The sequence below is a fragment of the Loigolactobacillus coryniformis subsp. coryniformis KCTC 3167 = DSM 20001 genome (assembly GCF_002706425.1).
Taxonomy (GTDB): domain Bacteria; phylum Bacillota; class Bacilli; order Lactobacillales; family Lactobacillaceae; genus Loigolactobacillus; species Loigolactobacillus coryniformis.
In genome coordinates, this window is the sequence record NZ_CP017713.1 from 922537 (window position 1) to 936735 (window position 14199).

9 protein-coding genes, 2 pseudogenes and 1 other annotated feature are annotated in these 14199 nt (G+C 43.0%); of the genes and pseudogenes, 8 read left to right on the forward strand and 3 right to left on the reverse strand.

The window, feature by feature from the left end:
* Positions 1-163: 163 nt before the first annotated feature.
* Complete coding sequence (locus LC20001_RS04585; protein ID WP_169925063.1) at positions 164-1609, reverse strand: DDE-type integrase/transposase/recombinase; 1446 nt, start codon at positions 1607-1609, stop codon at positions 164-166.
* Positions 1610-1752: 143 nt separating this feature from the next.
* Here LC20001_RS04585 and LC20001_RS04590 point away from each other — a divergent pair, with 143 nt between their 5' ends.
* From LC20001_RS04590 to LC20001_RS04620, 7 genes and pseudogenes are all read left to right on the forward strand, one after another.
* A complete protein-coding gene (locus LC20001_RS04590) occupies positions 1753-3009 on the forward strand; it encodes a serine hydrolase (protein ID WP_069700339.1) in 1257 nt (418 codons plus the stop codon).
* Positions 3010-3277: 268 nt separating this feature from the next.
* Entirely contained in the window at positions 3278-4825 is a 1548-nt protein-coding gene (locus tag LC20001_RS04595; RefSeq protein WP_010009054.1) for a UDP-N-acetylmuramoyl-L-alanyl-D-glutamate--2,6-diaminopimelate ligase, read from the forward strand.
* Positions 4825-6087 carry a carboxylate--amine ligase gene (locus LC20001_RS04600; RefSeq protein ID WP_010009053.1) on the forward strand — a complete coding sequence of 421 codons (1263 nt, stop codon included), beginning with the start codon at positions 4825-4827 and terminating at the stop codon, positions 6085-6087. Before LC20001_RS04595 ends, LC20001_RS04600 begins: the two co-directional genes overlap by 1 nt.
* The gene (locus LC20001_RS04605; protein ID WP_003678568.1) at positions 6087-6800 is read left to right on the forward strand and encodes an amino acid racemase; all 714 of its coding nucleotides are present in this window, start codon (positions 6087-6089) and stop codon (positions 6798-6800) included. The genes LC20001_RS04600 and LC20001_RS04605 overlap by 1 nt, the downstream gene beginning before the upstream one ends.
* Positions 6801-7004: 204 nt before the next feature.
* Positions 7005-7799 (forward strand): annotated as a pseudogene (locus LC20001_RS04610) (IS4 family transposase); the annotation flags it as partial.
* A 105-nt stretch (positions 7800-7904) separates the two neighbouring features.
* On the forward strand, positions 7905-9278 hold the full coding sequence (locus LC20001_RS04615; protein ID WP_145955953.1) for an IS701 family transposase: 1374 nt from the start codon (positions 7905-7907) through the stop codon (positions 9276-9278).
* 9 nt (positions 9279-9287) lie between these two features.
* Positions 9288-9845 (forward strand): annotated as a pseudogene (locus LC20001_RS04620) (transposase); the annotation flags it as partial.
* A 112-nt stretch (positions 9846-9957) separates the two neighbouring features.
* On the opposite strand, the gene LC20001_RS04625 reads toward LC20001_RS04620, so the two are convergent.
* The gene (locus LC20001_RS04625) at positions 9958-10755 is read right to left on the reverse strand and encodes a 2-keto-4-pentenoate hydratase (protein WP_010011938.1); all 798 of its coding nucleotides are present in this window, start codon (positions 10753-10755) and stop codon (positions 9958-9960) included.
* 68 nt (positions 10756-10823) lie between these two features.
* Positions 10824-11060: a binding site (T-box leader), on the reverse strand.
* Positions 11061-11155: 95 nt separating this feature from the next.
* A complete protein-coding gene (locus LC20001_RS04630) occupies positions 11156-12349 on the reverse strand; it encodes an SAM-dependent methyltransferase (protein WP_010011936.1) in 1194 nt (397 codons plus the stop codon).
* 558 nt (positions 12350-12907) lie between these two features.
* Here LC20001_RS04630 and LC20001_RS04635 point away from each other — a divergent pair.
* Complete coding sequence (locus tag LC20001_RS04635) at positions 12908-14179, forward strand: pyrimidine-nucleoside phosphorylase (protein ID WP_235804473.1); 1272 nt, start codon at positions 12908-12910, stop codon at positions 14177-14179.
* Positions 14180-14199: the final 20 nt, after the last annotated feature.

Sequence of the window (14199 nt, forward strand, 5' to 3'; positions counted from 1 at the left end):
TTCAAAACCGGATGTTCAAGGGGGGATGACGATTAATATATGGAATCACCGTTCACGGATGAATCGAACTTAATTCAGGTGTTGCTTCTCACTGGATCTTGCCTATTTTATGTGTTCTAGGGTACACAAATTAAGCCTTAGTTAGTCTGATTTTTCAGAATATCTAGGCTGCTGTTGGTAATTGAGACTGCGCTAGTTCAATTAGCGCCAGCCATTTGTCCGGCATTCGTTCAAACGGTTTGAGTTGTGGTAACTCAACAGGAATGCGGTAATGCAGTGCTTCATGAGGCCGCAAGAAGTTATAGGCCGCTGAATAAAGTGCCGTGTAACTCGCTGAACCTGTGGCAGAGCCAAAGCCGGTACTGGAACGATAATTTTCTTTGTAGGAACGATTCAAGCGCTCAATGGTTTGCTTTAAGAAGCGGTACTCACGACTGATCTCATCTTTGTTTTCAAGACCAACAACCTGGTGAATGCCAAACTTGATGCCCTGTTGTGCAAAATAGATCTGGGCAACTTGGTAGATCGGATTCGCGTCAACGACGAAATTAAGCTTCTCAGGGATCTGAGGCATCTTTTGGAGGACTTGGTTGATCGCAATGACCGCTGATTCGGTTGTGCGATTAGGGGTCACGTAGTCGGCGAGAATGAGCTTACACTTGGCGTCGTAGAAGTAGAAGATATAGTGCCACTTGCCTTTCACGCGCACGTAAGTCTCGTCACCAACAATCTGATCGGACAGTGCGTAAGGATAATTCGCCCAGAAAGGCCGGACAACAGCGGCTACCGCCATTTCGTAGTTATGGATTGTCTGGTGTGAGATTTTAACGCCATGGATATCGTACATGATCGCCGCGGTTCGCCGCGCTGACAGACCATAGTTGGTGTGATAGGTCAGCACCAAGCCCAGCACTTCAGGGCTGGCTTGAATCCGATCGAGGTCTACCGGTGCTTGGATCGGCGATTCTGGCGCAATGCCTTTAAGTTCAAAGTTGTAGGTTCGCCAAGTGTAGCGCACCTTGTGGGCAGTTGGATGGACGTTGAAGTCAGCGACTTCAGCGGGTGACATTGCGGCGATCGCACCAAGGCGAAATGCGCACTTATCGTTGTAACAACACCAGACGTCGAACTTGGTCCGACGGTTGTGAATACTCAGGCGATTCTGGCAATAAGGACAACGTAAAGCGACCGTCTTATTCTTCTCGGCGTGACCATCTTGAAACTTGAACTGACAGACCTTGCACCGTAGCTGACCGCCAGCACCGTTATTGGCGTAAAGATAGTCCTGTGGTGCCGAGCACCGCGGACAGTCTTGCGCCGCAAAGCTGATTGGTTTACGCCGCCTGACTGGCAGTATCGGCTTACCGTTCTTTTCAAGCGACTCAGCGATCAACTGCTGGTAGTCGAGGGCTTCAGAACCGATATCAGCTTGAAGTAGTGGGACTTTCTCATCGACCTGAAATTGGTTAAAACGCTTGAATACCGGTTTATCAGCGCTTGGCAGCCGTGAATGATCAAAGATCTCAGCCAACTGAGCTAAAAGGATCAAAATAATTTGTCTTTGGAGCTTGATTATTAGAACTAAATAGGCTATTAATGGTGTATGCACTCGAATCCTTCTTTCTGGATTTTCTTGTTGGTGGCACACCAAGAATACCAGAAAAAGACGTTCGGGTGTTTTTTAATATTCGGAAATTAATAACAAAAACGAGGTACGTTTGACAGTACCACCGATTTAGTGAAGGAGAAATTATGTTTAAAAAAGTTATTATACGTGTCACTTTGATTTTTGGGATGTTGCTGGGTAGCGCTGTACCCACTTTGGCAGCAGACACAGTCGATGCCACAGCTGGATTAGCAGTGGACGCACAAAGCGGTCAAATTCTTTTTGATCAGAATAGTAAACAGGTGCTGCCAATTGGCTCAATGACCAAGCTATTGACCGTTTATCTAACGTTAAGCGCAATCAAGCAAGGCAAAATCAGTTGGGACACACAGGTACCGGTAAGCGCATTGGCTTACAAATTGACCCAAAATAAGGAACTGACCAATGTACCGCTGACTGAAAACAGTAAGTACTCGGTACGTGATCTGTATGATGCGTCCTTGATCCAGTCGGCGAACTCGGCGGCAATGATGCTTGGTGATGCGTTTGCTGGTTCACAAACAGCAGCAGTTGAGCAAATGCGTGTGCAGTTGCAAAAATGGGGCATCACTGATGCTCATATCGTTAATTTAAGTGGATTGAATAATAGCTACCTAGATGGCGAAGTTTATCCTGGTTCCAGCACTACTGATGAAAATAAAATGTCCGCACAAGATATGGCCATCGTGGCCCAACACTTGTTAAAAGATTTTCCTGAAGTGTTGAATACTACAAAAAATGCGAGCATGGAATTTGCCAGTGGAACTAGTTCAGCTACGACTTTGAAAACTTGGAATTATATGTTGGCTGGTCAAGCTGCGGCTGATTCTAACTTACCGGTAGACGGTTTAAAAACGGGGACTACCGATTTAGCTGGTGCGTGCTTTGCAGGGACAGTCAAAAAGAATGGCCGACGAATCATTACGGTTGTGATGCATGCTAACCAAAATGATACCAATGCTAATGCACGGTTTATTGAAACGGCTAAAATCATGAATTCAGTTTATGACACACAAAGCTATCAAACTTTGGCTAAGGGAACGGCACCAAATAAGCAGGACCGCTTGACCGTTAAGTTTGGAACCCAACTTCAAGTGCCTGTTGGCTTGGCGCAAACAATTGGTTTCTGGTTACCAAAGAATCAAACTAATACGCAAATTACGTATAATAAGAGTGCAAAAACGCCGTTGACTGCGCCAATCACAGTTGGTCAAACGGTTGGTACGGCACAAATTAAAACGCCGGTAACCTTGAACTACTTGCCTGGACAAACTCCGCAAGCAACTAAGATAACCACACAAAAAGCAGTTGCAAAATTAACTGGTTTTTCATTATTTAAGGCGCAAGTGGCCGATTTCTTTTAAGCCGTGGTAATAAGCAATAACTATCAATGTACGGTGGAAAAGTGACTTTTTGAACTACGCTTGGACTACATTAACGCTAAAAATTAACATTGTATTCTTTTCGAAACACACCCTAGTATGCAGCGTCATTGCATGCTAAACTGGAAACCGGTGGTCGTATTTAAGGCCATCGGTTTTGTGCTATAATTAAGAAGCTAATTTTGTGTACTTAGTTACATTCAAGCCGACTTAATTTAATGAAAAAAGCAAGAAAGAGGCAGTTAATCGTATGCAGTTACAATTTGCCGAAATAACTAACTTACTGAACGAACATCAATTACTGGTCAAGTCAGTGATCCCGGATGCGGTTACGCCGCAAGTGAGCGCCATTGCGTATGATTCTCGTAAAAGTAGTGCTAACTCACTTTTCTTCTGTAAAGGTGCCTTCAAGCCGGAATACTTAACGGCAGCACGACAAAAAGGTGCTAGCGCCTATATGGCGGAGCAAGAATTTACCGAAGGAGCAGGCTTAGCTGCGTTTGTGGTTACGGATATCCAAAAAGCGATGGCACTGATCAGTGCGGCGTTTTATGGTTTCCCACAAAATGACTTGTTCATCATTGCTTACACTGGAACTAAAGGGAAGACAACCTCGAGTTATTTTACCCATAACATTTTAAAAACCGCGACTAATAATCAAACCGCATTGTTTTCAACGATTGATCGGATCGTTGGACCGCGTCCAGAACAGGAATTTAAGTCACACTTGACGACGCCGGAGTCATTAGATCTATTTCACGATATGCGTACCGCGGTTGATTCTGGCATGACTCATTTGGTGATGGAGGTCTCTTCACAGGCCTATAAAAAGAATCGAGTGTATGGCTTACATTTTGATGTTGGGGTCTTTTTAAACATTACCCCTGATCATATTGGACCAACTGAACACCCTAATTTTGCCGACTACTTACATTGTAAATTACAATTGTTAGTCAATTCGCGTATCTGTGTGCTTAACGCGGAAACCGACCATTTAAATGAAATTTATCGTGCGGCGCAAGCAACTAGTCAACCTGAAGATATCTATTTGTTTGCTAAGCAAGATTTTCAACCGAATCAGGCGTTGCCGACCATCGATTTTCGCTATCAAAGCGAGGAAGCTGATTTGACGGCGAGCCAATTTAAATTATATGCGCGCACCGATAAGGCCCGTGCTTTAGCGGCTAATGGTCAATATGAGTTAAGCTTGCCCGGTAATTTTAACGAAAGTAATGCGGTGGCTGCAGCCATTACGGCTAGTCTAGCTGGCGCAACGACGCCAGCGATTGCGACAGGCTTAGCCACTGCTTATGTTCCTGGACGGATGGAGTCTTTGCAGACGGCTGATCATGGCACGATCTATGCTGACTACGCGCATAACTATGCCAGCATGAAAGCTTTGTTGAGTTTTCTTGAGGGCCAACAGCCGGATGCAAAGGTTATTGTAGTTGTTGGTAGTCCTGGTAACAAAGGGGTATCGCGCCGTGCTGGCTTTGGTAAAGTCTTAACTGAGTACGCTGACGTGGCCTTTTTGACTGCGGATGATCCGGGGTTTGAGGATCCCTTAAAAATTGCTCAAGAAATCGATGCACATATTGACCATAGCAAAGTAAAGGTTACGATTGAAGTTGATCGGAAAAAAGCAATTGCTGCGGCAATTGCGGCTAGCACTACTAATGATATTGTCGTATTAGCAGGTAAGGGCGACGATGCTTTCCAGAAGGTTAATGGTGTTGATACACCGTATCCAACTGATATGGTCGTTGCGAAAGAAATAGTGAGAGGATTGCAAGCATAATGGATAGTGAGATGGATTTTATTCCTGTACTTTTAGGGAGCGATATTAACGTTTACGGGATGGCACGGGCGTTTTATGAGCGTTATGGCATTAAATCGACCGCGTACGCCAGTGTACAATTCGCACCAACTAAATACAGTAAGATCGTTAATGTGGAGACATTCCCTGGTTTTAGCGAAGATCCTGGTTTTATTGAGAACATGACTAAGATCGCTAAACGTTACGAAAACGTTAATAAGAAAGTCGTATTGATTGCTTGTGGTGATGGTTACGTTGAATTAGTCTCTAAGCACAAGGCCTTTTTGGAGAAAACTTTCGTTGTCCCATACATTGACTATGACTTAGTTGAACAATTGATCAGTAAAGAAGCTTTTTATGAAATGGCTGATTGGTATGATCTACCGCATCCGTTGACTAAAATTATCAGTAAGGCCGACTATGAAAATGGCGTTGCTAAAATTGAAGTACCTTACGAATATCCAGTTGCCTTAAAACCATCAAACGCGGTGGAATGGTTGGATATTAAATTTGAAGGACGTAAAAAAGCTTTCCGGATCAAAGATCGGGCTGAATTTGACGATATCGTCAGCAAGATTTACGATCATGGTTATACGGCTGATCTGATTTTACAGGACTTTATTCCAGGTGACGACAGTAATATGCGGACCTTGAATTGTTATGTGGATCAATATCATCACGTCAAGCTGATGTGTTTAGGTCATCCACTATTGGAAGATCCAACCCCAGCTGACATTGGGAACTATGTTGCGATTTTACCTGAATACAACCAACAAGTTTACGATCAGATCCAGCATTTCCTTGAAGCTATCAAGTTTACTGGCTTTTGTAACTTTGATATGAAGTATGATCGTCGTGACCAAACGTTTAAACTGTTTGAAATCAATTTACGCCAAGGCCGTAGTAGCTTCTTTGTTACATTGAACGGGTATAACTTAGCTGAATATGTCGTTGAGGATCGTGTTACCGGTGCGTTGAAAGACAAGCCAACGGTCTACGGTAACCAAAACGAAAGCCAACAGAAACTTTGGTTAGGCGTGCCAGTTAAGGTCTTTAAAGAATATGCACGGGATAATGCGGATAAACAACGGGCCCTAGAATTGTTGGCCGCTAAACGTTATGGCACCACTGTTTTCTATAAACAAGATATGAATTTGAAACGTTATGTTTTGCAAAAATACGCCTTTTACCTTTATAATGGTCGTTTCAAGAACTATTTTAAAGAAAATAAGGGGGACATGTAATGCGCCATTTCTTTTCTGTATTAGGTGGCATGGGCACAATGGCCACCGAAAGTTATATTCGTATTTTAAATCAACGCACACCAGCGAAAAAAGACCAAGATTACTTAAATTATATTTTAGTTAATCACGCTACTGTACCTGATCGCACGACTTATTTGCTAGATCATAGTCAGCCCAATTTTTTACCTGACCTATTGGAAGACGTGCAACAACAGAATTTATTGAAGCCTGATTTTATGGTCATGGTTTGCAATACCGCACATTATTTCTATGATGAATTAGCGGCCGCTAGCGATGTGCCATTTTTGAATATGCCCCAAGAAACTGTACGGGCACTCCAAAAACGGTATCCACAAGCTAAACGCATCGGTTTAGCAGCAACTTCTGGTACGATCAACAGCCAGGTTTATCATAAATATATCGCTGATGCCGGCTTAACTGAGGTTGATCCAACACCAGCAATCCAGGAAAAAATCAATCGGTTGATCTATCAATCGATCAAAGAAGAACAAGGTGCAGTCGATGCGACCCTGTATCACGAAATTCTGGCTGATATGATGCATGATTTGAATGTGGATGTGATTATCCTCGGTTGTACGGAATTATCATTAGCACAGGAAAAAGCACCTAATCATCAATATCCAGTTGCTGACTCACAATCGATCATTGCTGATCGGAGTTTAGAATTAGCGTTGGAACTGCGGAAAAAATAAAATAGTATGACCTAAAAAGCTACCTAAATGGGCGATCATCGCCATTTAGGTAGCTTTTTGTAATATACTAAAGGTTGAAAGTTAATATTTCCACTTAAGCCCTGATCTGTTAGGACTTTTTTGCTACAAAAATAGACATGAAACCATTCACATCTGTATACTTAAAGCGTCTAAACAAAAACCATACAGAGGAGTTTCATGCCTATGTCTACTATACAATACAATGACACTGATATTCATCATTCTTTTGCTCATTTTTCAAAATTGGTCCATCTCTCCGCTATTTTGCGTCGTGTCAATATCCATAAATCGCGCGGTATTAAAACTGAACGCTTATTTGAATGGTTATTGACCACCATCTTTAATCGCTACTCCATTTTTAGAGCAGAAAAGGCTAACGATTTTTCAAAACGAACTGTTCGCAATTGTCTAAATGATCCACATATTAATTGGCAACGGCTGGTTCAGCTATTAGCGATCCATTTGATCCAATACGTGCAACATTTTACCGATCCAAGACGGCGACAAGCCTTGATCATTGATGATTCATTGTTTAAACGTGAATTTTCACGCAAAACTGAATTATTAGCTCGTGTTTTTGACCACGACAAACAGCAGTATTTTAAAGGCTTTAGGACACTAACTTTAGGCTGGAGTGACGGCAATACTTTTTTACCGCTGAACTTTGCCTTGATGTCATCAAGCCACGCCAAAAATCGGTTTGGGCACCTTAAGTCCAGTGATCAACGATCACTGGCCGCGAAACGACGTACACAGGCAACCCGTAAAATGACCGATGTCGCTTTAGAATTAGTAGATGATGCAATCAAATCCGGCATCAAGGCCAAGTACGTCTTATTCGATAGCTGGTATGCATCACCGCGTATGTTTGCGGCATTGCTAAAACGTCATTGTCATGGGATTGGTATGTTGAAAAAAACTAAAAAAGTCTATTTTCGTTATCGTGGCCGAGAAATGGATATTAAGACTTTATACACTAACAGCACTTTACAGCTTTTTAAAAAAATTTGGATATAAAAAGGCACGAATGCCTATTCTTTGCTAAAATGAGTTCGACAAAAAACCATTTAGAAAGAAGGATTCGTGTTGAACTCATTTTATCAAAAATCATCACTTTTAACCACCCTCCACGCCTATTTTTCTGATTTAAAAGCGGCTGGCTTGTCTAAGCCAATGGGCCTTAACTATTTTTGGTTGTGTCTAGCGTTGTTAGTGATCGGTGACCGCCACTCGATCCGCCACTTATTTGAACAATTTCTGGGCCGGGTGACGAAGCATTCTTTGAACACGTTTTATCGGGCTTTGGCAGTGATCGGTAACCACTTGCCACAGTTAGAAGTGCGCAACTTGACGTATTTACTGACCTTGATTCCCACTACTTGTCAGGACTTGCCCTTATTATTGGTTCTGGATGACACGGTCCAACCCAAGTTCGGCCACAAATTTACCGGCGTCAAATATCTATTCGATCACGCCGCACATACGGGTAAGCGGCTCGTCAATGCCCATGATTTCGTTACTTTAGGTCTGATGATCCCAACACAGCGGGACCAAGATGACCAGCCAGTTTATACGTTCTTGCCGTTAGCCACGCACCTTTATCAGGCGGAACAGGCGACCAAATACCAGCAAGCGGCGCAAATGATCAAGACGACTTTGAAATCGATCGCCAGCGACCAACAAGTGTTCCTACTGTGTGACAGTTGGTATCCCAAAGCTGAGATCAACCAACTGGTCATGACGCAACCTAATCTAGCTATGATCGCCAATGTGCGTAAAGATACCGCCATGTTTGGCTTACCCAAACGCACCGGTAAGCGCGGTCGGCCGCGGAAATATGGTGACCAGATCCATTTGGGAAATATTGCATTAAATCTTTGTTCGGCCGGAGATCAGATCGGTATAGTGCGGTGTCTGACACGCTTGATGCCCCAGCCAGTTTACATGATCCGCGTACAACGCAAGACGACTTGTCGTCTGTTCATGGCGACGAGCGCGCCCGAAGAATTAGCGGCGATCACAACCGAAACCCTAGCCGTTGATCCGACCCAGCTCACCTATCGGACGCCGGAGACCAGCGCCCCTGCGCCAGCGCTACGAGCGTTGGCCTACTATCAAAAACGTTGGGCGATCGAGACCTATTTTTATGAAATGAAAACATTCTGGCACTTCGGTGATTACGCCGTGCGTTCAGTAGCCAAGATTGAAGCCGATCATCATTTATTGAATACGGCGTATACCTTGATGATCGTATTGCCATTGACCCAACCTAGTTTAGCTTTTTTGGTAACCAAAAGTTTGCGTGAACGCAAACTCTGGTTAAGTCGGCAAATTCAAGCGGCGCTGTTTTTGGCTAGTTTAGCGCGGCAAGTGCAAAGGCGGTTAAAAACAACACCGGCCAAAGTGGTGATTCAGTGGTTGGCTTCTTGTTGGTCGGGGGTCAGTGAAAAGCTGTAAAGTGCTGACACTAACTTACGGCGCAGTAAATGGCCAATTAAGGATAGCTATCTATACAGTCCAATCGTCACATTTGAAGTTGATGGCGAAAAAATCCCAATGAAGTTAGTCTTCGTAACCAAACGTGGCCAGGCTGATCAATATCTTGTGTTGGCGACCACAATGACTGACCTAAGACCAGAAGCAATCATTCAGATGTACGGTCGGCGTTGGCAGATCGAATGTTATTTTAAAGTCGCTAAACAATACCTGCAATTTGATCAGACTCAAGTCCAAAGCTATGATGGGCTTTGCGGTCACCTAGCAATGGTCATGTTAAGCTATGACGTCCTTGCATTGGCGCAACGTGAAAATACGGACGACAGGACGCTGGGTGACTTATTCTTCGATTATGGACGACCGTTGCCTGATATTAAGTTAGTAAGTGCGTTGAATTGGCTGATACAAACAATTACTGGTCTAGGTGAAAAACTCGACATGGCGGTTGAAACATTAACTATTATTTTTGACGAATTTATAAAAGCATTACCGAATAGCCTGGCCAGGCTACTCGGTAATGCTCAATGAAGTGGAAACTAGTAATATATCGTGCCATAACCGTTTGACATCAATGGTTACGGTCTATTTGATACTTTCAACCTTTAGTAATATATTTTAGTAGCGTTGAAGCATCCGGTAATTATTTAACCTCGACTTCTACATCCGCAAAGTACTTGCTAAAGTGAGCAACGTAATGACCCTTTTGTAAATGTGGTGGCAAGAGGAAGGTACCGCTAGAAACTTTAGTACCGGCGGGATAAGCAACGCCTTGTTCAGCCAATTTACCAACTAGCCATTTTAGTGAGTTTAAAGGGTTGCCTAAAACTTCGGATGATTTACCAGTGCCTAATTCTTTGCCGTCTAAAGTTAGGGTACAATCAACGGTTGCTAAATCGGCAACTGTAACTTTTTCGGTCGTATCAGCTCCGTAAACAACGCGGCCACCAACAGCGCCATCGGCCACGACCAAGTATTTAGAAAGGGCTGGGAACCAATCACTGAAACGAGAATCAGGTAATTCAACACCAGCAGCGACGCCAACTTTAGCTAGTAATTGTTCCAGTGTATCACTAGGTAAAAGGGCTTCTTTAGCAGTGAAAACCATTTCGACTTCTAACAATGGATCCATTAAATCACTGAGTGGCAACTGGGCTGGGCTACTGAGCCAAGCTGATTTAGTTTCAGCACCGTAAAAAGGTGAGTCAGAGTCGAACATTTTTTGCGTTTCCTCAGAAGTTAGACTGACTTTATAACCAGCTACTGGTTCTTTTTTGAGTTCAGTAAAGGCATGTTGGACACGATAAGCAGTATCAAAGTCAGGAACAGAAGCTTCCCAGTCACTGGCCTTTAGGGGCTTTTGTGTGGTTAAGGCCTGATGTAAAGCGTTAGCGACCTTAGTTTCAGTTGCGGATTGAACAGTTAATGTATTTTCACTCATAAAAAAGATCTCCCTAAAGATAGATTTAAACTTGTTACTAAAAAAGCGCCCCAGAAATACAATTGTATTTCCGGGACGCTACGGCGCGGTACCACCCAAATTCTTACTGTTATTACTAACAATAACTTAGTCACGTACGGTTATTCACGATACGCTAGCAGGGTAATGGCTGCAGCCAATGGGCGTTACTTAAATTCGACCCATAACTCAGAGGTGATTTTCATTGATTGATGACTAATTCCCTTTCACCTAACGGAACTCGCTGCTAGTCGAAATCAACTACTCTTCCTCTTCTTAGTAACTCATTTATTTTTAATTTAAATCTAATATAGTCGCCTTTAATCGATCTGTCAAGCATAAAAAAATAACTGACGTAGAAGCTCACGTCAGTTATTACTTGTTATTTAATTTCTTTTTCGTAAATATAATCACGGGTCATCGGTAAGTATTTACCAGAAGCACCTTTTGAAATTAAGAACTGAATGACATCGATATTACCGGATTCGAATGAAGCAGCAGCCGCTTGGAGATAAACATCCCACATGCGGATAAAGCGTTCATCTTGTAATTTGGCAATTTCATCACGGTGTTCGTTGAAATTCTTGTCCCAAATTTCTAGCGTGTGTTGGTAGTGCCGGCGTAAAGGCTCAACATCATCAATTTGTAAACCAGCATCAATGATATGTTGCGTATTTTCAACTAAGCCAGGAACGTAGCCACCAGGGAAGATATACTTAGTTAGCCAAGCGTTAGTGGCACCACCTTGTTGCCGCGTGATACCGTGGATCAAAGCGACACCATCGTCTTTAAGGTATTTGGCAACTGTTTTAAAGTAAAGTTCCAAATTTTCTTGACCAACGTGTTCGAACATCCCAACTGAAGTGACGTAATCAAATGGTTCGTGCTTCAATTCGCGATAGTCGACTAATTGGACATCAGCCACATCCTCTAAACCACGATCAGCAATTTGTTTAGTGACGTAGTTGTATTGTTCTTGGCTCAATGTGATCCCAGTAACTTTTAAACCATATTCTTCAGCAGCCGTTAACATCAAAGTTCCCCAGCCACAGCCAATATCTAATAATGTCCGACCAGCTTGTGGGTCTAACTTGTTGATGATATGGCGAACTTTATTCATTTGAGCTTGCTCTAATGTGTCTTCAGGTGTTTGGAAATAGGCACAAGAGTAGGTCATGGTTGAATCCAACCATAATTGGTAGAAGTCATTACCGACATCATAGTGGCTCTGCACGTCTTCTTTACTGTGCTTTTCGTTATGTGATTGTTTTGGTAAGAAACGAATGTACTTCGAGTTGCGCATAAAACTATCTGCGTTCTCGTAAGCTGCGGTTAGTAATTTTTGAATACTATATGGGCCGCCAGTGATTTCGATCTTTCCATCCATATAACCTTCACCTAAAGCCAGCGAAGCGTTGTTCAAGATCTCTTTCATCGGGATTGCTTCTTTAAGCGTGATCGTAACTTCGGGCTCACCATCGCCGTAAACCGTGCTCTTACCATCCCAATAATTAACTTTAACTGGAATGTTGAATGAATGACCGAAAAGAGTCTTATAGAACGTTTTTTCAAGCATTGAAACTATCCTTCCTCTCGTAAAAAATGCTTATAAAACATAAGCATAAAAACAGTATACGCTTATTTTTTAGCGCTGATAAGTAAGTTGCAGAAATTATTGTGCGAAAATGGTATACTTGCTAGCAGAATAGTAAACGAATTATCGCTGGCTAATAAGAAGAAACTAAATTTTGTGTGGCTATAATTTGCCATAAGAGTGAATGCTATCGATTAGACTAGGCCAAAGAGCGGCAAGTCTAAGTCGCATCGGCCGTAACAACAAATTTATTAGCGCACTTGGCTAATAAATTACCTTAATTGTGAAGTAGAGCCATGTTTCTTGCGGTAAGTATTTTGCCACAAGAATGGCCATCGTCCGTAACAACAAAATTTATTAGCGCACTTGGCTAATAAATTACCTTAATTGTGAAGTAGAGCCATGTTTCTTGCGGTAAGTATTTTGCCACAAGAATGGCCATCGTCCGTAACAACAAAATTTATTAGCGCACTTGGCTAATAAATTACCTTAATTGTGAAGTAGAAAGGTAGGCTAATTAATTTGCAAGTGCTTGATTTAATGAATAAACGTCGTCGTGGTGAAAAACTAACTACGGCAGAAATTACTTTTATTACGAAAGCAATTGTCGCCAAAGAGATGACGACTGCGCAGGTGGGGGCCTTTTTAGATACGTTTAGTTATCACGATATGGAAACTACGGCGGAGCTGACTGATTTAACGATGGCGTTGGCATATTCTGGTGGAATCTATGATCTTAGTGATTTGCCGGGGATCAAAGTTGCGCCGTTAACAACTGATGGTTTAGGCGACAAAACTAGTTTAGTTTTATTACCGTTGGTTGCTAGCTTAGGCGTACCGATTTTGCAAGTTGTGACACCTTTGGCTGAAGAAATGACTAGTCCTTTGGCGCGCTTAGCTGCAGTGCCGCAGTTACGGACTAAATTGGCCGCTGATGAATTTGTGACGACTTTGAAAAAAGTTAACGCAGTAGCTGCGGCACCAGTGGCTGAATTAGCGCCGTTACAGCAACAACTTGCTAAACTAGAAATAGAAACAGACACGACTGCGGTACCGGCATTACTGACGAGTCACTTACTTAGCCTAGCAATCGCTGCTGGTGTCGATGCATTGGTCGTTGATATTAAGACCGGCAATAACGGCTTGTCACTGAAACAAGCGCAACAAGTCGCAAAATTAGCGGTTGCGGTTGGTGCTGAAGTGGGCCGGCGAACTTTAGCGGTGATTTCCGATCTTAATCAACCGATCGGTGATGCTGTGGGTGCCAGTTGGGAAATTCGTGAAGTGATCGCTACCTTAAAAGGTGGTGGTCCAGCTGACCTACGTGAGTTAGTGCTTTCACTTGGAGCACAATTAGCTGTCTTAGGAGGCTATCTTGGGACCGTTGCTGATGCACGTGAAGCTTTGAGTGCCAATTTAGAAAACGGTCAAGCACTAGCTAAATTCCATGAGTGGCTAGTTGCCCAAGACGGCGATGCCAGTATTGTGGAGCAACCTGATTTATTAGCAACTGCAGAATTTACGGCAACAGCGCGAGCACCACGCTCAGGCTATATAGCAGCATGGGATATGGCACAATTAAAGCAGTTGCGGCAATTACTTGGGCAAACCGCTGGTGTTGGTTTTGTTTTGAATAAGAAAATCGGCGACTCAGTTGAAGCCGGTGAAACCTTGGCAACTGTTTATAGTGCGGCGGCTGATATTCAACCGGTATTAAAATTAGCACAGCAGGCGGCCACGATTGCGGATAAGGCGCCGGAACATCGTTTATTGTACGATGTGATCGATAGTGCCTTGGAACAAACTGATTAAACTGAAGCTCGGCAAATTTT